Annotated in this window: 18 protein-coding genes and 1 pseudogene; 10 read left to right on the forward strand and 9 right to left on the reverse strand. The window is 35.9% G+C overall.

All coding sequences use genetic code 11. The annotated features are described in order from the left end of the window. Positions 1–8 precede the first annotated feature (8 nt). A complete protein-coding gene (locus tag ACYIAM_RS02915; protein WP_483747176.1) occupies positions 9–1,637 on the forward strand; it encodes a DUF2813 domain-containing protein in 1,629 nt (542 codons plus the stop codon). Positions 1,638–1,730: 93 nt separating this feature from the next. Here the strand turns inward: ACYIAM_RS02915 and ettA are convergent, their stop codons facing one another. Both ettA and ACYIAM_RS02925 read right to left on the reverse strand, forming a co-directional pair. Beyond that, entirely contained in the window at positions 1,731–3,398 is a 1,668-nt protein-coding gene (ettA, locus tag ACYIAM_RS02920; protein WP_160432367.1) for an energy-dependent translational throttle protein EttA, read from the reverse strand. Positions 3,399–3,821: 423 nt separating this feature from the next. Further along, a complete protein-coding gene (locus tag ACYIAM_RS02925) occupies positions 3,822–4,865 on the reverse strand; it encodes a hypothetical protein (RefSeq protein ID WP_483747177.1) in 1,044 nt (347 codons plus the stop codon). Between the two features lie 441 nt (positions 4,866–5,306). Between ACYIAM_RS02925 and ACYIAM_RS02930 the strand changes: the two are divergent. After that, positions 5,307–5,475: pseudogene (locus tag ACYIAM_RS02930) on the forward strand (integrase core domain-containing protein); the annotation flags it as partial. A 285-nt stretch (positions 5,476–5,760) separates the two neighbouring features. On the opposite strand, the gene ACYIAM_RS02935 reads toward ACYIAM_RS02930, so the two are convergent. After that, positions 5,761–7,299 carry a hypothetical protein gene (locus tag ACYIAM_RS02935; RefSeq protein WP_483747178.1) on the reverse strand — a complete coding sequence of 513 codons (1,539 nt, stop codon included), beginning with the start codon at positions 7,297–7,299 and terminating at the stop codon, positions 5,761–5,763. A gap of 502 nt (positions 7,300–7,801) precedes the next feature. Continuing rightward, positions 7,802–8,446 carry an oxygen-insensitive NAD(P)H nitroreductase gene (gene nfsB / locus ACYIAM_RS02940; protein ID WP_160432054.1) on the reverse strand — a complete coding sequence of 215 codons (645 nt, stop codon included), beginning with the start codon at positions 8,444–8,446 and terminating at the stop codon, positions 7,802–7,804. A gap of 439 nt (positions 8,447–8,885) precedes the next feature. Between nfsB and leuA the strand changes: the two genes are divergently transcribed. The 5 genes from leuA to ACYIAM_RS02965 all read left to right on the forward strand — a co-directional run bounded on the left by leuA (position 8,886) and on the right by ACYIAM_RS02965 (position 14,493). Next, positions 8,886–10,433, forward strand: coding sequence for a 2-isopropylmalate synthase (gene leuA, locus ACYIAM_RS02945; protein ID WP_483747179.1), 1,548 nt, complete (start codon positions 8,886–8,888; stop codon positions 10,431–10,433). Between the two features lie 68 nt (positions 10,434–10,501). After that, a complete protein-coding gene (leuB, locus tag ACYIAM_RS02950) occupies positions 10,502–11,581 on the forward strand; it encodes a 3-isopropylmalate dehydrogenase (protein ID WP_483747180.1) in 1,080 nt (359 codons plus the stop codon). An 86-nt stretch (positions 11,582–11,667) separates the two neighbouring features. After that, positions 11,668–13,068, forward strand: a complete 1,401-nt coding sequence (gene leuC, locus ACYIAM_RS02955) for a 3-isopropylmalate dehydratase large subunit (RefSeq protein WP_483747181.1) — start codon at positions 11,668–11,670, stop codon at positions 13,066–13,068. Positions 13,069–13,079: 11 nt separating this feature from the next. Continuing rightward, entirely contained in the window at positions 13,080–13,682 is a 603-nt protein-coding gene (leuD, locus tag ACYIAM_RS02960; RefSeq protein ID WP_483747182.1) for a 3-isopropylmalate dehydratase small subunit, read from the forward strand. 46 nt (positions 13,683–13,728) lie between these two features. After that, a complete protein-coding gene (locus tag ACYIAM_RS02965; protein WP_483747183.1) occupies positions 13,729–14,493 on the forward strand; it encodes a class I SAM-dependent methyltransferase in 765 nt (254 codons plus the stop codon). 30 nt (positions 14,494–14,523) lie between these two features. Here the strand turns inward: ACYIAM_RS02965 and ACYIAM_RS02970 are convergent, their stop codons facing one another. From ACYIAM_RS02970 to yccX, 5 genes are all read right to left on the reverse strand, one after another. Beyond that, positions 14,524–15,939, reverse strand: a complete 1,416-nt coding sequence (locus tag ACYIAM_RS02970) for an RNA polymerase factor sigma-54 (protein WP_483747212.1) — start codon at positions 15,937–15,939, stop codon at positions 14,524–14,526. After that, complete coding sequence (gene lptB, locus ACYIAM_RS02975; RefSeq protein ID WP_483747184.1) at positions 15,939–16,664, reverse strand: LPS export ABC transporter ATP-binding protein; 726 nt, start codon at positions 16,662–16,664, stop codon at positions 15,939–15,941. Before lptB ends, ACYIAM_RS02970 begins: the two co-directional genes overlap by 1 nt. Position 16,665: 1 nt before the next feature. Further along, the gene (lptA, locus tag ACYIAM_RS02980; protein WP_483747185.1) at positions 16,666–17,208 is read right to left on the reverse strand and encodes a lipopolysaccharide transport periplasmic protein LptA; all 543 of its coding nucleotides are present in this window, start codon (positions 17,206–17,208) and stop codon (positions 16,666–16,668) included. 3 nt (positions 17,209–17,211) lie between these two features. Further along, positions 17,212–17,775, reverse strand: a complete 564-nt coding sequence (gene lptC / locus ACYIAM_RS02985) for an LPS export ABC transporter periplasmic protein LptC (RefSeq protein ID WP_483747186.1) — start codon at positions 17,773–17,775, stop codon at positions 17,212–17,214. An 81-nt stretch (positions 17,776–17,856) separates the two neighbouring features. After that, the gene (gene yccX / locus ACYIAM_RS02990; RefSeq protein WP_483747187.1) at positions 17,857–18,135 is read right to left on the reverse strand and encodes an acylphosphatase; all 279 of its coding nucleotides are present in this window, start codon (positions 18,133–18,135) and stop codon (positions 17,857–17,859) included. Between the two features lie 265 nt (positions 18,136–18,400). Between yccX and ACYIAM_RS02995 the strand changes: the two genes are divergently transcribed. The 3 genes from ACYIAM_RS02995 (at position 18,401) to pabB (ending at position 21,684) form a co-directional block, all read left to right on the forward strand. Beyond that, positions 18,401–18,997, forward strand: a complete 597-nt coding sequence (locus tag ACYIAM_RS02995) for a CHAP domain-containing protein (protein WP_483747188.1) — start codon at positions 18,401–18,403, stop codon at positions 18,995–18,997. Between the two features lie 355 nt (positions 18,998–19,352). Next, the gene (locus ACYIAM_RS03000) at positions 19,353–19,928 is read left to right on the forward strand and encodes an anthranilate synthase component II (RefSeq protein ID WP_483747189.1); all 576 of its coding nucleotides are present in this window, start codon (positions 19,353–19,355) and stop codon (positions 19,926–19,928) included. Between the two features lies 1 nt (position 19,929). Continuing rightward, positions 19,930–21,684 carry an aminodeoxychorismate synthase component I gene (gene pabB / locus ACYIAM_RS03005; protein ID WP_483747190.1) on the forward strand — a complete coding sequence of 585 codons (1,755 nt, stop codon included), beginning with the start codon at positions 19,930–19,932 and terminating at the stop codon, positions 21,682–21,684. Positions 21,685–21,727: the final 43 nt, after the last annotated feature.

The raw sequence follows: 21,727 nt of genomic DNA on the forward strand, positions 1-21,727 counted from the left end.
GATACATTATGTTTATTGAACAAATTGATATTTCAGGATTTAAGGGTATCAGTCAGCTATCTTTAAAATTAAATGCAGGCTCTAGTGTACTCATGGGGGAAAATCGTTGGGGGCGCTCGAGTTTAATTAGTGCGTTGCAACTGTTATCGCTCGATAATAAGTTTTACCAATTTGTTGAATCCGATTTTTACCATAATCAATATCAACATTATGGTGATAATATCATCATTAAAGCCACTTATTGCCAATCGCATTTACATGAATTGAATCATGAAGATTACCAGCCATTACGCTCTGTTTCGTATCTATCAGAGCAAGATAATTTGCATCGAATTACTTATCAAATTTCGGCCAATAAACAAAATAACCAAATTATAACCCAACATAAATTGCTCAATGGACAGGATAAACCTGTTAATATTGAAAATGAAAAATTATTAATTGCGATTTTAATCAGTCTAAACCCAGTGATGATACTTAAAAATGCGATTAACCCTACGCAATTACCTGTAACTAACGAACCGTTTTCAGAAAACTATATTGCACAGCTTTCTAACCAACTAAAAGCCCATTCAGCCGAATTAACCCAAAAGGAACTAGCTCGAGGTCTACAAGCCGCACGCTCATTATTAGCATATTACTTTGTCGATCAAGCACACCGCTATCATTACAAACAAAAAAATACAACAAGTACGCCAAGAACTGAAGATTGGACGGTTTTAGAACAAATTAATGACATATTAGATAACCTTGATAATGATTATTTACGAACTGTATTTTTAGGTATTTTCGGATCTATTATTGAAGCGAAAGGGAATTATTCATTTTCACCAAGCGCCATGCCGATTTTAATTTTAGAAGAGCCTGAAAGTTCACTTCATCCTATTATTTTATCTGTCGCATTTCGTTTACTTAAAAACTTTCCTACTCAAAAAATTATCACCTCGAACTCAAGTGATCTGGTTTCATTATTTCCATTAGAAAGCCTTTATCGCTTAATTCGCCAGCCTGATCATATTGTCGTCAAATACATCCAACCCCATTCATTAAGCATAAGCGATAGCCGTCGTATTGCCTTTCACATTCTTTACCGGCGATCAAATGCCTTATTTGCTCGATGTTGGTTATTAGTCGAGGGCGAAACCGAAGTTTGGCTACTGCGTGAATTGGCTGAACAGAGCGGTTATCATTTAAGTTCTGAAGGCGTTCAGTTGATTGAATTTGCGCAATGCGGTTTGAAACCACTCATAAAGTATGCTAATAAAATGGGCATTCATTGGTATGTGATAACCGATGGAGATATGGCTGGTAAAAAATATGCCGATACCATAAAATCACTATGTGGCAACGATAAAAACCCCAATGATTACTTAACTGTTTTACCTGCCCGAGATATTGAAAACTTCTTATTTAAACATGGATTTAGTCACGTTTATAAACTCGCTGCTTATAATACAACACAGCATATTGATCTGCCTGTACATCAAATTATTCAAAAAGCGATTCATAAAAGTTCAAAACCTGATCTTGCTATTGCCATTTGTGATGATGCAAAATCACGTGGTATAAACGCTATACCGCGTTTGCTAACCGATACCTTTGCCAACATTATTAAAGTTTCTAAGGCGTTAGTTTAAGTCATCCCGTGTAAAAAATAGTTTCAGATAGATATCAAGAAGATAAAACCATTCCGCTGACATAATTTCAGCGGAATGCAATGAAGGTTAAATCTATTTGGTGATTCGTTTATATTTAGCGCGTTTTGGCTCTAATGCCTCAGCACCTAGTGTGCGTTTTTTCCACTCTTCGTACTCGGTAAAGTTACCTTCAAAAAATTCAACATGGCCTTCATCTTGATAATCCAAAATATGGGTCGCAATGCGATCTAAGAACCAACGGTCATGCGAAATCACTAAGGCACAGCCCGGGAACTCTAATAATGCATTTTCCAGCGCACGTAGCGTTTCGACATCTAAGTCATTGGTCGGTTCGTCAAGTAACAGAACATTACCGCCCACTTGCAATAATTTAGCTAAATGCACGCGTCCTCGTTCACCACCTGAAAGTTCACCCACACGTTTTTGCTGATCAACACCTTTAAAGTTAAAACGACCAACATAAGCACGGCTTGGAATTTCAAAATTGCCGATACGCATAATATCTTGACCATTTGAGATCTCATCCCAAACGGTTTTTTTATCATCCATGTTATCGCGGAACTGATCAACCGAGGCTAACTGCACAGTTTCACCTAAAGTAATGGTACCTGAATCGGGTTGCTCTTTGCCCGACAGCATTCTAAATAGCGTGGATTTACCTGCCCCATTTGGACCAATAATGCCAACAATTGCCCCTTTTGGAATGCTAAAAGACAGATTATCAATCAACACACGATCGCCATACGATTTAGTTAGGTTATTGACCTCAATCACTTTATCACCCAAACGTTGCCCAGGTGGAATAAATAGTTCATTAGTTTCGTTACGTTTTTGGTAATCGTTGCTGTTGAGCTCTTCAAAACGGGCTAAACGGGCTTTGCTTTTTGCTTGGCGTCCTTTTGGATTTTGCCGTACCCACTCAAGTTCTTTTTCAATCGATTTACGACGTGCCGATTCGGTCGAGGCTTCTTGCGCTAAACGCTGATCTTTTTGTTCAAGCCAAGATGAGTAGTTCCCTTCCCAAGGAATGCCTTCACCACGGTCAAGTTCTAAAATCCAACCAGCTACGTTATCTAAAAAGTAGCGATCGTGGGTTACCGCAACAACAGTGCCTTCATAGTCATGTAAAAATCGTTCTAACCATGCAACCGATTCGGCATCTAAGTGGTTGGTTGGTTCGTCAATGAGTAACATATCAGGTTTTTCCAGCAATAACTGACAAATAGCTACACGGCGGCGTTCACCACCTGATAAGTTTTCAATTTTCGCATCCCAATCAGGTAAACGCAGTGCATCAGCAGCTCGTTCTAATTGGTTATCTAAATTATGCGCATCTTGTGCTTGAATAATGGCTTCTAGTTCAGCTTGTTCTTTGGCTAATTTGTCAAAATCGGCATCAGGATCAGCATAAGCGGCATATACTTCATCTAACCGAGCCAGTGCTTGTTTAGCATCACAAACTGCTTGTTCTACAGCTTCGCGCACGGTTTGTTTAGGATCTAATTTCGGCTCTTGTGGTAAATAACCAATTTTAATGCCCGGCTGTGGACGTGCTTCACCTTCAATTTCGGTATCAACCCCTGCCATAATGCGCAGTAAGGTAGATTTACCCGCCCCATTTAAACCGAGCACACCGATTTTTGCACCCGGAAAGAAGCTTAAAGAGATATCTTTTAAAATATAGCGTTTAGGAGGAACAATCTTCCCTACGCGATTCATGGTATAAACATATTGCGCCATAAAACATTATCCGTTTAATTGATTAAAAATAGCAAAAAGTATTTGCTATATGACTAATGGCGTATATTGTAGCGATTCTTAGGATTGGGTCTAGGGTTATTTACAAGAATGCTCTAATTGCTTATACAATAATGTATCTTAAATACTGATAGAATTAAAAAATGGGAGATTATATTTGTTTAAGTCTAGTAAAAACATTTTATTTTTAAATTTATTATCAATAAATTGCTAATTAAGAATATATACTAGAAATACAGTGATAAGGTGTTAATTTTGCTTTTTTATGTCTATTTATTACAGTTTTTTTGCAAATTACTGTAAACAATGCGAGTAAGTTCTATAATTAACTTATTCGAAATAACCTCTGTAACTTCAAAAAGTTACAAAGTCAAACTATTTGCTGAACAGATAAAGCAAATTTAACTATGGCTTAACACAAGCAGCTCTGTATAGTTCATAAGTTACTCCATAACCTAAATCCCCATCCCCTAGATCGACTCGAATTGATTCTCCCTTGTATGGATCGATTGTCCAATACCAATCATAAGGATGCCTAGTTTCCCAGTCGTCAAGACCTAAATAGTGATCAGGATTGTTAAATAGGGTTCCCCATTCATTAAATAACCCACCAATCCACTTACCATTACCGCTACGATAACTCAATTGGCGTCGATAACCATTGATATTTCTTCCGGGAATACCTCCAGTCCACACATCATCATTATTTGCATTAGTATAATCTGCAACACTCGGCATCCGATAACCAATTTGATTGCAATAATCTTTTGCCTTACTCACTGAAGCATTTATACCAACCCCTTGGGCTATATACCATCTTTCAATTTTAAAGCTATACAATACGTTAGTTTTGGCTCTATCAGAATAAAGCTTAAATGTAGACGGACTAAAATTTTTATTAGCGCTACTATTTGTAGGACCTTTCAATACTATCTTTAAAGCAACATCTTGTGAGCCTTTTCCCCAACCCGGTGTACGTGCAGATGATAAAGCTAAACTAATACCATTCCCTAACTCTGGAGATACACTAGCGCCATTAGCTAAAATAATAGCTTCTGGTGTTATGTTTGCTAACAATAAATAAAAATAAACATTATTTGTTCCTGTCGACGGGAAATTACGTTGTGGATTGTTTACATCTTGTGGAACAAATCCTTTTCCTTTTGCCCAATCCGGACCATCTAAATCTTGATATACAGTATTATTACTGGAATCATTTGATAAATTAGGTTGAGCATAACAAACTAATGGCGCACTTGGATCAAAATAATCAGGATTCCATATCCATATGTCAGCTGAACTTGCATCCCCGCCTGTATCATATTTTAGACATGGGTTTTCGGACGATGGTAATATTATAGCATCACTACGATGATTATTTGCTCGACCACTTTTACTTGTTAATGCCTCTAAACTCCATGAATACGGCAATAATAACAGACCCAACACCAACAAGATTTTTCGGAACAATTTCGATAATAATTTAAGCGATAACTTTGAGGATATAAATGAGAAAAGTGTGAAAAATTGCCTAAGTGCGTTATTGGATAAATTTAAGACGCAGGTTTGCCAGTGCTGGTGTCTGGTGTCTGGTGTCTAAAATGATAATGCATCACGTCTCACCTGTCAAGTAATATTTTGTTTTATTTATATTTTTATAACTGTTCGCTTATTTAATAAGCTTAAACTTCTAAAGCGATCAAATTATAGCCGCTAAAAAAATGGTTGGCTAGTTTTTGTCGGATTTTTTTTGTAAAGAAATGTGAAGATGAAAACAATTCAACTTTAAGGTGATAGTAATTTTTTAATTAAAATGTGGTGTTATATTTCTAACATTTTAACTTTTGTGGAAATATTTAATATTGGTAATAACTTCAATTTAACAATTTTGAACGATTTAACTGGACTTATCGAACAGAAGTGTTAGATTTTTATCTTTTTAACAACCTAAAGCAAGCTGACCGAACAATCGCTTACCATATATAATACTGAAAGACCGCATGAGGCATTAAATAATATGACGCCCATTGAATTTAAAACACTAAAACAAGTAGCGTAATTTTTTACATTAGTTTTTTACTAAAAATTGGGATATTTACAATACAAGACTCATTATAATCTGACGTTAAAGTAAAAAATAATTTTTATGTTAAGTTTTGTAAGACCCTCGCTAATTGATCTTATTATGAAAAAAATACAGGAATAGACTCAATATCTATATGAAAAGGACTTTATGAAAAGAGTTATCATTTTTAAACATCCGTAATGGACAACAATATTAGTTACCCATCACGGCTTTTAATGATTATTTTATAGCACTATACTACTCATTGCTCACTATCTTTTAAGGTGCGACACACACTACCCTGTGGGTTGTCGTTGATTCGTAATTGCTTCCTATATAGCCATCGCTGTTAACATCGTAGTATTCTCCGATGCCGGAAAATTGGAATGCCCAATATATGTCGTATCCCCATGGACCTCCACTATTTTTCCAGTCTATCGCAGCGGGATAATCCTTTTTATCAGCCGAATCTAATTTTCCCCATTCATTCAATAAACCTCCTACCCATTTGTTACCATTTTTATAACTCATTTGCCGACGATAATAAGAACCTACTCCAGGGGCGCCATCTCTCCAACGATACCCATTCGCATTAGTATAGTCTTCAACCCCTGGAATTCGATAACCATTACCAAGACTATTACAAAATACTCTAGCACTATCATAACCACCAGCGAAACCAGGCTTAATAACATACCAGCGTTCGATTTTAAAGTGATAAAGTAACTGGTTATGCTCACTATCAGCATACAGCTTAAATTCTGAGGGGGTAAACTTTGTATTGCTTGAATCTTTGTTTGGTCCATTTAATAAAATCTTTAATGCCACTTGAGAGCGAGCAAGAAAAGTAGATTTTTGTTCTGCTGTGAGGGATAAGTTTACCGTGTTTCCGCCACTTTCTGCAAAAACGGTTGTGCCATTTGCTGCGATGACTTGCTCTGGAGTAATGCCTGCTAATAACAAATAAAAATGCAACCCATTTGACCCCGTTGAGGGAAAATTGTCAGCAAGGTTACTAATACTGGCCACCTTAAATCCCTTGTTATCAACCCAACTTGGATCCTTTGTCTCTCCCCTGCTATTAAGTATATTCGGCTGTGCATAACAAACATAAGGCCTATCTATTTTAGAACTGATATAATATGATGTTGCTTCTTTACTAAAGCGAGTTATATTGGGTATACCGTACAAAGTAGATAGTTGACCACTCGTTGCCTTGATTTCTAGCTTATAAGGGGCGTCACACGGATCTAATGTTTGTATTTGATTACTTTTGATTTGGCTTGTAATGTCTATTCCATTTTTATCCTGCCATACCACGGTTAAATTACCTGTAGCACGCACATTTTCATCGCCATCATCATCCGCCCAATAGCCATATGAATTAGCTAGATTGTTTAAAGCAATATTTGGATAACTGTTATTACCATCACTGACTAAGGGAACTGACGTTTTAATGCTAGCAAAGGTTGTGATTCCATCAGGTAATACTATTGGATTTTCCACACTTGAGGTGTTTTCTATCCCATTAGGATATAGCCCTGATGGACTGCCTGGTGCAACATACTGGCGACCATCTGATAGTGTTATGCCTAATAGTCCTTGACTATTTGTCACTTTAGTTCTACCGCCATCAAAAGTGAAATAAGGCGCACTGCCTTGAATCACTGCTGTTGTGTTAGCGGATAAAGCAATCGCATGGTTTACTATCATCAACTCTAACAATAACACACAAATTAATTGCAATGTATAATGTTCCACAATTTTTAACGTTAAATGATTTAGTTGACCAAGATGAGGGATTGTTGGTTTTGTCATAGCATATTTACTCATTATTCGTTAATTTTTGCTTAGTTAGGTGTTTTCCATATTAAAAACACCTAACTGCCTGTTTTTCAAATCACTAACAATGTTTTGGCTATCAATAAAAAAATGACTTTAAAAATTTATAGCACTTAACCTACAACTACTGACAAAATTACAAGACTAATTATAATCAAAATATAATGCGACTTTAAAGTAAAAAATGACTGCCTTATTAAGGCTTGTAAAACCCTTTTTACGTTGGTTATCGAAACAAGTTTGGATAAGAAGAACAACATATTAAATGCTAATAACCAAACTTAATTTTCAAAAATTAGTAAAAAAATCCAGTATCAAAAATTGACATTTATTAACACTGATAATTAACTATGAAATATGAACATAAATATAGTTATAACCCAATGATCTACAAGCTGGATAGAATAGTTAACTGAAATCAATCAAAAAATATCCTCTGCATATAGCTCAATTCAGATGGAGGATATTTCAAGTTATATTATAAAAATGTGAAAATTTGTTCTTTTGGTAAGCGTGATTTTGGTCGATACGCATTGCCGTCATTTTCGGCTCGATAGCCTAATGTGGCAACAATAATACTTTTAAGTCCTTTGCTTTTCAGATCTAAGATCTCGTCCATTTTTTGGGCGTCATATCCTTCAATAGCCGTTGAATCAATACCAATTGCCGCTGCTGCAAAAAGCAGTTGCCCTAATGCCAGATAAACTTGCTTACTTTCCCAACATTGTTGCGATTCAATGGTTGTGCTATTGAGCTTTACAAAGTGTCGACGACCTTGATCTTGCGCTTGTTTAAGATCGGCTGAAGGGTATCGACCGTCTTTCTCTTCTTGATTAAGCAGATTGACTAAATGAGCTTCATCTATTGGCGTTTTAATACAAAAGACAATAGTGTGCGAAGCGCCAGTCACTCTTGGTTGATTAAATTCAAGTATAGCGGGTAAAATTTTATTTTTTGACGCATCACTATCAATAACATAAAAATGCCATGGCTGTGAATTAACCGATGATGGACTGTTTTTTAAAACTGTCAATAATTGTTCAATCTGATCGGCTGGGATTTTTTTGGTTGGATCATAATGTTTGGTAGTATAGCGTTTTTGAGAAATATCAACTATGTTCATTGTTAGACCCTCGTGAGTTATTCTTTTCATTATTATAATTCGGTTTCATTATGTCTCAACTTATTATTTTAATAGATTTGTCAAATAGTGAAGTAATACTTAATTTAGTATTAGGTACTTTGTTTTAATAAAAATAGAATATATTAAGATTGGCTGCAAATAATCATTGACACCACTAATATCATTTGGTAAAAATATCATCAGTTTTAGTCTGTATTAATTACAATCAAAATAGAGATTTTTATGTTTGTTAACTATTTATCACTCGACCTCAGCCTCCTCCTCGCATCAACTTGCGCGGATAGCTTGTGTGTGGAGTAAAAGAAGTAGTTAAATAAACAACTCAACAAATTACAAGAACCCGCGCTACAGTGCGGGTTTTTTGTTTTCTTAACTTGAAATACCGTGATAGCGCTAAAATATATAAAAAGGAAAAACAATGAGCGATCAAGTCATTATTTTTGATACAACGTTACGTGATGGCGAACAGGCATTGCAAGCAAGTTTAAGTGTTAAAGAAAAGTTACAAATAGCGCTTGCACTTGAGCGAATGCGAGTGGATGTGATGGAAGTTGGCTTTCCTGTATCATCACCCGGTGATTTTGAATCAGTCCAAACGATTGCTAAAACCATTAAAGATAGCCGTGTTTGTGCCTTATCTCGTTGTGTTGATAAAGATATTGATGTTGCTGCCGAGGCATTAAAAGTTGCCGATCAATTTCGAATTCATACTTTTATGGCAACATCAACCTTACATGTTAAAGATAAATTAAAAATGACATTTGATGATGTCATTGAACGGGCGGTGCACTGTATTAAACGTGCACGTAATTATACTAATGATGTGGAGTTTTCTTGTGAAGATGCAGGTCGTACCCCAATTGATAACTTATGTCGGATCGTTGAGGCAGCAATTAAAGCCGGGGCAAGAACGATCAATATTCCGGATACTGTCGGTTATACTTTCCCTTATCAATTTGGTGGCATTATTCATACCTTATTTGAACGTGTCCCGAACATTGATCAAGCGATTATCTCTGTTCATTGCCATGATGACTTGGGCATGTCGGTGGCTAACTCGATTAGCGCGGTTCAAGAAGGCGCTCGGCAAATTGAAGGAGCGATGAATGGTTTAGGCGAACGTGCGGGTAATACCGCACTTGAAGAAGTGATTATGGCAATCAAAGTTCGCCAAAATATTTTAAATGTTCATACCAATATCAATCATCAAGAGATTTATCGTACAAGCCAAATTGTCAGTCAAATTACTAACATGCCAATTCCGGGCAATAAAGCAATTATTGGTAGTAACGCTTTTGCGCACTCGTCGGGGATTCATCAAGATGGAGTTTTAAAAAATCGTGAAACTTACGAGATTATGCCCCCAGAATCAATCGGCTTAAATCAAATTCAATTAAACTTAACCTCTCGCTCAGGACGCGCCGCGGTTAAACATCGTTTAGAAGAACTGGGTTATCACGATAAAGATTATAACTTAGATCAAGTCTATGAGGCGTTTTTAGAGCTGGCTGATAAAAAAGGTCAAGTGTTTGATTATGATTTAGAAGCATTAATCTTCATCAACCAATTGAAAGATGAAAAAGAACATTATGTTTTGAATTATTTTAATGTTCAGTCAGGTTCAACAGTGGTTTCAACTGCTTCAGTCAGTTTATTAATTGGCGATAAAAAGTATTCTGATGCAGCAACGGGTAATGGCCCTGTCGATGCGGTTTACCAAGCCATAAATCGGATTACTGGCGAGCCTATTTCGATTGTCAAATACCAATTAGCTTCTAAAGGACAAGGTGAAAACGCGTTAGGGCAAGTGGATATTGTTGCAGAATATAAGGGACGTAAGTTCCATGGTGTTGGACTTGCAACCGATATTGTTCACTCATCCGCTTTGGCTTTAATTAATGTATTAAATAATGTGTATAGAGCAAATCAAGTTGCCCAAGAAAAACAAAAATTACACAAAGATTAAAAAATAATTTGTTTTGCTCATGCAACAGCAAAATAAGAAAATTAAATAAGATTGAAAAGGAATAAAAAATGTCACAAAACTACCATATTGCAGTTCTGCCCGGCGACGGCATTGGCCCAGAAGTGATGAAACAAGCCTATAAAGTATTAGACGTTATCCGCAAAAAATATCAACTTTCTATTACTACTAGTGAATATGATATCGGTGGTGCAGCGATTGATATTCATGGTTGCCCATTACCTAATGAAACCCTTGAAGGATGCGAAAAAGCCGATGCTATTTTATTTGGCTCAGTGGGTGGGCCAAAATGGACTAACTTACCCCCCGACCAACAACCTGAACGTGGTGCGTTATTGCCACTACGCAAACATTTCAAATTATTTGCTAATATGCGCCCTGCTCGCTTATATAAAGGGTTAGAAGATCTTTGCCCATTACGGGCTGATATTGCCCAGCGTGGTTTTGATATTTTATGCATGCGCGAATTAACTGGTGGTATCTATTTTGGTTTACCAAAAGGACGAGAAGGAAGTGGTGCTCAAGAAAAGGCTTTTGATACTGAGGTGTATCACCGTTTTGAAATCGAACGTATCGCTAAAATGGGCTTTGAAGCCGCACGTTTACGCCGCCAAAAAGTGACATCAATTGATAAAGCTAATGTATTGCAAACCTCAATTTTATGGCGCGAAGTAGTGAATGAAGTTGCTAAAAACTATCCAGATGTTGCTCTTGAACATATGTATATCGATAATGCTACTATGCAATTAGTTAAAGATCCTTCACAGTTTGACGTAATTTTATGTTCAAATTTATTTGGTGATATCTTGTCTGATGAATGCGCTATGATAACTGGCTCTATGGGTATGTTACCTTCTGCCAGCCTTAACGAACAAGGATTTGGATTATACGAACCTGCAGGCGGTAGTGCACCAGATATTGCTGGTAAAAACATTGCCAATCCAGCAGCACAAATTCTATCTTTAGCATTGCTAGTACGTTATAGTTTAAAAAGAAATGATATTGCGTCAACTATCGAAACAGCTGTAAATAAAGCATTAGAGCAAGGTTATCGTACTATTGATCTAGCCCAAAAAGAGCAGCCAGTATCGACCGATGAAATGGGCGATATTATTTGTAAGCTGCTTTAACCGCATGGTTTGATTATAACCGTAAATAAAATAATGCGATAAACCAAGTTTTTAGTACTTGTTGTAAAAATAATAAGGAATATGCAATGTCAAAAACACTGTATCAAAAATTGTATGATGCGCATGTCGTTTATGAAGCACCAAACGAAACGCCTATTTTATATATCGATCGCCATTTAGTGCATGAAGTCACCTCTCCACAAGCATTTGATGGTTTGCGTGCAATGAATCGTAAGGTTCGTCAGCCTCATAAAACTTTTGCGACCATGGATCATAATACTTCAACCAAAAGTAATGATTTAAATGCTTGCAGCGAAATGGCTCGCATTCAATTAACTGAACTGGCAAAAAATGCCAAAGAGTTTGGTGTTTCGTTATATGATTTACAAAGCCCATTACGTGGTATTGTCCATGTGGTCGGTCCTGAACAAGGTATAACTTTACCCGGTATGACTATTGTGTGTGGTGATTCACATACCGCAACACATGGCGCATTTGGTGCATTAGCATTTGGAATTGGCACCTCTGAAGTTGAGCATGTCTTAGCCACCCAAACCTTAAAACAAGGTCGAGCTAAAACCATGAAAATCGAGGTCAAAGGTCAAGTAGCTGAAGGAATCACTGCCAAAGATATTATATTAGCGATTATTGGTAAAACCACTAGTGCTGGTGGTACTGGACACGTGGTTGAATTTTGTGGTGATGCCATTAAATCATTATCAATGGAAGGACGTATGACATTATGTAATATGGCAATCGAGATGGGGGCTAAAGCTGGCCTTATTGCGCCAGATGAAGTGACTTTTGAGTACTTAAAAGGTCGTCAATTTTCACCAAAAGGGAAAGATTTTGAAAAAGCTGTTGCCTATTGGAAAACCCTAAAAACCGACGACGGCGCGCAGTTTGATACTGTGGTCACACTTGAAGGTAAAGATATTGCACCTCAAGTCACTTGGGGAACAAATCCGGGTCAAGTCACGTCCATTGATGCAACAGTACCCAACCCCGATGCTTTTTCTGATCCTATCGAGAAACATTCCGCAGAGCGCGCATTAACTTATATGGGATTAACCGCTGGCACCAAAATGACAGATATTAAGATCAATAAAGTGTTTATTGGCTCATGTACAAATTCGCGAATTGAAGATTTACGCGCAGCAGCGCTAATTGCTAAAGGTCGTAAAGTGGCAGAAGGTGTACAAGCATTAGTCGTGCCAGGCTCAGGTCCTGTCAAAGAACAAGCCGAAGCCGAAGGATTAGATAAAATTTTTATCGACGCTGGTTTTGAATGGCGTTTGCCGGGCTGTTCAATGTGCCTTGCAATGAATGACGATAAATTAGCACCTGGGGATCGCTGCGCATCAACTAGTAATCGCAATTTTGAAGGCCGCCAAGGGCGGGATGCCAGAACACATTTAGTCAGTCCTGCTATGGCTGCTGCAGCGGCTATTACTGGTCATTTTACTGATATTCGCAAACCATTTTAAGGAGACTTGTCATGGCTAAATTTACAAAACATACCGGATTAGTTGTTCCTTTGGACGCGGCTAATGTTGATACAGATGCAATCATTCCAAAACAGTTTTTACAGAAAGTAACACGTACTGGATTTGGTAAACATGCCTTTCATGAATGGCGCTTTTTAGATGATGCTGGCACGCAGCCTAATCCTGAATTTGTCTTGAATAAATCCCGCTATAAAGGTGCCAGCATTTTATTAGCACGTGAAAATTTTGGATGTGGTTCTTCTCGTGAACATGCCCCTTGGGCATTAGCTGATTATGGCTTTAAAACTATTATTGGTTCAAGCTTTGCCGATATCTTTTACAATAACTCATTTAACAATCAGTTATTATTAGTTAATTTATCCGAAGAAGATGTCGATGAGCTGTTTAAAATTGTCGAAGCCAATGAAGGCATTGAGTTTACCATTGATTTAGTCCATGAAGTTGTTATTGCCGGCGACAAGCAATATACATTTAAAATCGATGCTTTTAAACGTCATTGCTTGTTAAATGGGTTAGATAATATTGGCTTAACCTTACAACATGAAGAAGCGATTAGCGACTTTGAACAGAAAATCCCTTCATTTTTAGCTTAACCTTAACTTTTGGGCGCTTATTTGCGCCCAATAATGAGAATCAACAATGGCAACACATCATGACAATGTAAAACAGCAGTTTGGCGAACAAGCCAATGCTTATTTAACCAGTAAAGTACATGCTCAAGGGCCTGATCTTGAATATTTATCTAACCTACTTATACCACATTCCGAGGCAAGTCTACTTGATATGGGATGTGGCGCAGGTCATGTCAGTTTTATTGCAGCAAAATATGTTAAACATGTTACTGCCTATGATCTTTCAAATGAAATGTTATCGGTTGTAGAGCAAACAGCAAAAGAGCGCAGTTTAACGAATATAACCGTTAAGCAAGGTTATGCTGAATATCCACCTTTTGCTGATAATCAATTTGATATTGTTGTCAGCCGTTATTCAGCACATCACTGGCATGATGTGGGCAAAAGTATTCGACAGCTCCATCGGATAACTAAACCTGGTGGTAAATTAATTATTATGGATGTTGTTTCACCTGGTCACCCTGTATTAGATATTTGGCTTCAAACTGTTGAAGCCTTGCGTGACACATCACACGTTCGAGACTATACCCCCGGTGAGTGGTTAACCTTTTTAACTGAAGCTGGTTTTGTCATTAATAATATAGCCCGCCATCGTTTAACACTCTCTTTTGATACATGGGTTAAACGAATGCGTACTCCTGAAAAGTTAATTGAAGCAATACGAACTTACCAAGAAACGGCAGCTGACGATACAAAAAATTATTTTGAACTTCAATCAGATGGTTCTTTTACTACGGATATGATGATTATTGCAACTGAAAAAGTCATCTAAAATGATCCGTTGTCATAAACAGCTTTAAATTTAAAGCTGTTTACGTTGGCTTGATGGAGGAATTGATAAGGCTTCACGGTATTTTGCTACGGTTCGACGGGCAATCATAATACCCTGTTCTTCAAGGATTGTGACCAATTTACTATCACTTAATGGCTTTTTGCTGTCTTCTGCCAATATATATTTTTTAATTAAAGCGCGAATAGCTGTCGACGAAGCTTCGCCACCTGATTCTGTGTTTACATGACTAGAAAAAAAGAATTTTAACTCAAATATTCCTGTAGGGCATTGTAAATATTTCTGTGTTGTCACACGGGAAATCGTTGATTCATGCATATCAATTGCCGTCGCAACATCAGACAAAATCATTGGTTTCATGTATTCAGTACCGTGTTCAAAAAATGCTTGCTGATGCTCAACAATAAATTGACTTACTTTAAGTAATGTTTCATTACGATTTTCAATACTTTTAATAAACCAATTCGCATTTTGCAAATGTGATCGAATATACTGACTATCACTTTCATTTGCTATCTTTTCCATTGCAGCATATTGCTGATTAATGCGTAAGCGCGGCATAGTGTCATTATTCAGATCAACAATCCAGTTTCCATTCACTTTTTTTACTAAAACATCAGGGATCACATAATTTGGCGGTGTAGTATTGACTGAATCGCCAGGATACGGTTGTAAATGTTGAATAAAATTGACTGCTTCTTTTAACTGTTCATCGCTTGCGTTTAATACTTTTTTTAATGTTCTATAATCTCGAGTCGCCAATAAATCTAAGTAGTTATCAATAATTTGTTTAACCAGCAGTGGATAGGTTAAATGTTGAATTTGAATAGACAAACATTCTTGTAACGATCTAGCTCCCACGCCAATTGGATCAAAATGCCAAATACGCTTTAAAACAGTTTCAACTTCATTCAATTCAATCTCGTCAGTACCCTGCTCTTCCAAAATTTCATCTAATGAAACCGTTAGATAACCTCGCTCATCAATCGCTTCAATAATCGATACCGCTATCGCCCTGTCAGTATCACTAAAGGGCGTTAATTCAAGTTGCCATCTTAAATAATCATGTAACGTTTCGTGAGTTTCTCCTTGGTAGATAGGCAATTCATCATTACGATAATCAGAGTGAGTGCCAGAAGGGGTTCCAGCAGTATAGATATCATCTAATGAGGCATCTAATGGGATATCTTCGGGTATTTCTCGGCTATCTAAGGCTTCACGTGTATCAATATTTTCATCTTTAACGTTCTGTTCAACATCAATTTCGTGATATTGATCAGCCACTTCAAGCAATGGGTTATTTTCAAGCTCGGTTTGAATCTCTTGTTGAAGCTCTAAAGTTGACAACTGTAGCAATCGAATCGCCAATTGTAATTGTGGTGTCATCGAAAGCTGTTGCGAGACTTTCAGTTGTAAACTGGGTTTCATCATAACCTAAATTCATTTCCTAAGTAGACACGTTTTACATCTTCGTTATTTAAAATACTGGTCGGTGTACCTTCAGCAATTAAATGTCCTTTATTAACAATATAAGCCCGCTCACAAACATCTAACGTTTCACGGACATTATGATCGGTTATTAATACGCCTAGTCCTCGATCACGTAGATGTTTAATAATACTTTTGATATCTATCACAGAAATCGGGTCGACGCCCGCAAAAGGTTCATCAAGCAGAATAAATTTAGGGTTAGCAGCTAACGCGCGAGCAATTTCAACTCGGCGTCTTTCACCACCGGATAAAGATTGCCCTATACTGTCACGAATATGTGTAATATGGAACTCTTTAAGTAACTCTTCGGCGCGGTTAATTTTTTCATTTTTATCAATATCTTTTCGCGTTTCTAAAATTGCCATAATGTTATCAATAACAGACAATTTTCTAAAAATAGAGGCTTCTTGCGGTAAATAACCGATGCCTTTTTGTGCACGCTCGTGTAAAGGTAAAATGCTGATATCATGATCATCAAGGTAAATTTTACCCGCATTTAAGGTCACAATACCAACCACCATGTAAAAAGTGGTGGTTTTACCTGCACCATTTGGTCCTAATAACCCGACAATTTCGCCAGAATTAACAGTTAAACTGACATCTTCAACTACACGGCGTTTTTTATATACTTTAGCTAGATTTTCCGCTTTTAAAATTGACATTTTATTTGCTCATCTCTTTAACTTGGTTTGGGATGATAGTGCTCTTAACTCGCCTATTCTTACCTGGCTGGGCAAATATTTGCTGTTTTTTGACATCATAAATAATCATTTCACTTACAATATGATTGTCTTGTTGAAATAACTCAGCATTACCTTGTAACACAATATTATTTTGTTTTACATTGTAAATTACTTGTGAAGAGTGCCCTGTGACAATCTTATTGTTTTTAGGCAAAATTTGCTTATAATTCACTGGATTACCATAAGCTGTAATTTTTTGTTTTTCTGTGTTTTGCATTTCAGTGACAACCACTTTATCCGCTTTTATGGTTAATCCTTCTTGCACAATGACCACATTGCCAATAAATGTAATAGTATTATTTTCAATATCAATCTGTTGATTATCGGCATCAATTGCAATGGGTTTATTATCGGCAAACATCTTGGGATCTGCAGGTTGCGTAGTCGGCCCATTTGCAAAACTACTTAAAGAGATAGGTAGCAATAAAATTAATGAACAAACAACTTGTTTTAGCGAACTCATGTTTTATTTTGCCTCAGTGTTATAATATGTTTTTACATTTTCAAGTATGTTAGCCTTTTTTGCACGCAAATCGCCTGCTAAACCAATACCGGTTGAATAAAATCCCACCCCATTAATGATGACAGGATCTTTGGATGTAACTAGCTGTGAAGTTAAATCTACCACCGCATTATCTGTTTTGACTTGTTTTAATTGGGATTCTTGTGTCAAATTATCTAATTGCACATCATGATAAAGATACAAAAGTTTATCACTTGTTAGCGTCGCTTGCTTTGCCTTAATATGCCATATAGCTATATGTTGTTGATCATAAATCGTAAAATTGGGCAAATCAAATTCAGTATTACCTGAATTATCATAATGCCTAACATTACTCGACTCAATTTTATAAACAAGTTCCCCTGATAAGTCGTAAATATCTGTTAACATGTCATCACTTTGATAAATCGGTTTATCTGATGCATCTTGAGTAGATTGGCTTACTGCCCCATCTCCTTTTTGATAATTATAATAAACACCGATAACAACAATGAGCAGTAAAAAACAGATTAGATTTTTTTTATTCATAACATACGTTATTCACATTAATTAGAAATTATTATTTCGAATGTCCAAAATTTTAATTATTTTACTTTATTTTTTATTAAATTAATATCGAACATTAAAAGAAGTTAAGTCGTTTTGTGGCAATAATTCACAAATATTTATATGTGAAATACGCGACGAGGCAGGACCACCATTTTCAATCCATTTTGTTAATTTGGCTATTTGTAAGTCGTCACCTTGAGCAATAATTTCAACATCACCATTTTCTAAATTGCGAACATAGCCAACTAATCCCAGCTTTTGGGCTTGCTGATAAGTAAAAAAACGAAATCCAACGCCTTGCACTCGACCACTCACATTTATTTTAACTTTCTTAATCATCCTACAACCCCGCTATTACTAACTCAAACATAGTTATCGTAATGATGAATAGGATTATTCAGATTGTAAGCAGTGAATAATCATTCACCATCATCAGTCACTAACTTATCCAAAACATGGGCACCATTCTACTCATAAATACCACACTAGTAAGTGTAATATAAGTTACTATAAAGTTGTTATTATTCGATTTTATTTATTTTGTTTTTTTAATAGAATAACCATTAAAATTAATAATAGATTATAAAAACAATGGAAATAAAAAATGGTATTGAACAATAAAAAAAGCCTGTTCTTATTTTGGCTATTATCAATATTAAGCTACTATACACTTTGTTCATGTACTTTTGCCAATGTTGATATTGATAAACAAAAAATTGGCAAGGTCGTCGATGAATTTAATGGAGTGAAAGTCTATTATAATGGTAGCATCTATAACGTGAGTGGAAGAAATGTCGCGAAAGACGGCTATAACTTAGGCCAAAAATATCAATGTGTTGAGTTTATTAAACGCTATTATTATCAGCGTTTTAATCATAAAATGCCAAATAGCTATGGCCATGCTAAAGATTTTTTTGACCCATCAATTGCTGATGGAAAGATCAATCGCCAACGCAATTTACTACAATTTCATAATGGATCACCCACAAAACCACAAGTTGATGATATTATTGTTCTTAATTGGTCTAGCTATGGGCATGTTGCTATTATCAGTAAAGTAACTGACACCGAAATTGAAATTGTGCAACAAAATCCAGGACCCAATGCTAGCAGTCGAGCAACGTTTCCTTTAATTTTTAAAAATGGAATATGGACAATAGAGATTGCTGGCGCTTTAGGTTATTTGCGTAAAAATAAATAATCGTCCGAATAAATCAAATTATAAAAAAGCGACATATTTATTTACAACCAAAAGAACAATCCAGAGCTTTAATAAATACTAATCAACAAACCATTCATTCTACTACTTGGATACTATTTTTATTGTCTCTAAAATATTTTTCAGTTTAGCTGTTTTTTTATATCGTGTTTATTTTGTAAAAAAGTTTCAGAAAAGGTAGTGTTTAAGTATAAAAAAGAGATAAAAAAGGGCAAAACCACAATAATTTCTTCTTTTAAGTGTATTAACGGTATAATAAATCGTGTTACGACTGGATTTTAACTGTTACAGTTACCAGTTTTTAAATCAATATGCTTTGTAATTAATGGACTGTATTTTGATATTATTAATAGATAATTATGATTCTTTTACATTTAATATTAACGATTATTTATGCCAAGTTGGCGCAGAAGTTAAAGTCATCAAAAACGACGAACTGACAATGGAACAAGTAAAAGAACTCGCCTTTTCTAAAATTATCATTTCCCCTGGCCCAGGGGCACCAATTAATGCAGGAATATCACTTGCTATTATTGCCGAATTTGCTCATATTTGCCCGATATTGGGAATTTGTTTAGGACATCAAGCCATTGCACAATATTATGGTTACCGCATTGCCAAAGCACCAACACCGATGCACGGTAAAGTTGATGAAATAACACATGATGGTCAGGGGATATTTAAAGGAATCAAAAACCCGCTTTCAGTGGTTCGCTATCACTCATTAATTGCATGTGATAATTTTTCACAAAAAAATTCTCACCTAATTGTAACTGCTCGAAACAATCAAGGATTGATTATGGGATTACGTCATAAAACGTTACCCATTGAGTCAGTTCAATTCCACCCTGAAGCGATAAAAACCGAATCAGGCTTACAAATGATTAATAATTTTGTCCATGAGCAATCTTAATATGAAAATTTATATAGATTTTGAAGGTCAGCATAAATATTTTTGCAATCCTATCGCCATTTTAAGATCGAATGATTACTCAACAATTAAACAGCAATTCGATTTAATCGAAAAATTTACGCAACAAGGTTTTTACGCGGTTGGATATCTCGCTTATGAAAGCGCAACGGGGTTAAATAGCGAAAATAAAACAAAACCTAATGATGAGGTCCATCAAGGTTTGCCACTATTGTTATTTGGTATTTTTGATCATTATTCTATCGTTGAACAAGTAGAACTAAATGATTATACACCGCCAAGCTTTGATTTAATAAGCGATGCATCAAGAGATGAATATAATCAAAAAATTGACTTTATTCGATCACAAATTGAATCAGGCAATACTTATCAAACCAACTATACTATCCAATTTACCGCACCATTTAATGAAAGCGCTATTGATTATTACCACTTTCTACAAAAAAACAATCAGGCAGATTATTGTGCTTATCTTGAGTTTGACGATTATCATATTTTATCGATTTCACCCGAATTATTCTTTAAGTTAGACAATAACATTATTACGACAAAACCAATGAAAGGAACAACCGCACGCGGCTTAAATAATCAACAAGATAAACGACAATTAGAGTTGTTATTTTCTGAAAAAAATCAAGCTGAAAACATGATGATTGTTGATTTGTTGCGTAATGATTTAAGTCGCATTGCAAAACCGGGAACAGTAACGGTGCCTAAATTATTTTCAGCGGAAAAATATCCAACCGTTTGGCAATTGACGTCAACGATTCAAGCTGAAATGAAGGAAAATGTAAGTTTATATCAAATTTTTCAAGCCCTATTCCCTTGTGGCTCAATTACCGGTGCCCCAAAAACCAGTACTATGCAAATTATCGTAGATATTGAAAACTCACCACGGGGTGTTTACTGTGGAACAATTGGTTATATTGAGCCCTATATGAATAAAGCTATATTTAATATCCCAATTCGTACATTAACCATACACAATCAACAGATGCGCTATGGTGTTGGTGGTGGGATCACTTGGGATTCAACATCTCAAGACGAATATAGTGAGATCTTAGCGAAAACAGCCATTTTGAATCGCACTATTTCTACCCCAAAATATATTATTGAATCATTGTTGCTTGAAAAAGGGCAATTTTTATTATTAGATGAACATTTAAGCAGACTTGCTCAATCAGCTAATTATTTTGATTTTAACTGTGACATTCATGCAATTAAGATGCAACTCATTAAGTTAGCAAATTCCATGCCTAACAACCTTTATAAAGTGAGAATCTTACAGCAAAAAGATGGGGACTATACCATTAGCCAAGAAATAATTAATAACCCAATGAAAATTAATGAAATTCATCTGGCAACACAATGTGTTAATACTCAAAATGTGTATTTATATCATAAAACTTCCAATCGTGAGCACTTCCCTGATTTAACTGTAGGAAAAGAATATATTAATTTTAATCAACACAATGAGATTACTGAATTTGTTAATGGTAATCTCGCGTTACTGATTAATGATCAATGGGTGACACCTAAAAAAGAATCAGGATTATTAGCCGGCACTATGCGGCAATTTTATTTGGATCACAATCAATTGTTAGAAAAAACGATTTTAAAAGATGATCTGGTAAATGCTGATAAAATCGCTTTTATCAATAGTGTTCGCAAATGGGTGGAAATCGATGATAAAGTCTTTAGTCAATTCAAATTGTCACTAAGATCTATTGCCATTTAAGTTTAGACATTCCGTCAGCACGCTGACAGAATATCAGTGTAAC

Source organism: Gilliamella sp. X-60, from assembly GCF_057063585.1.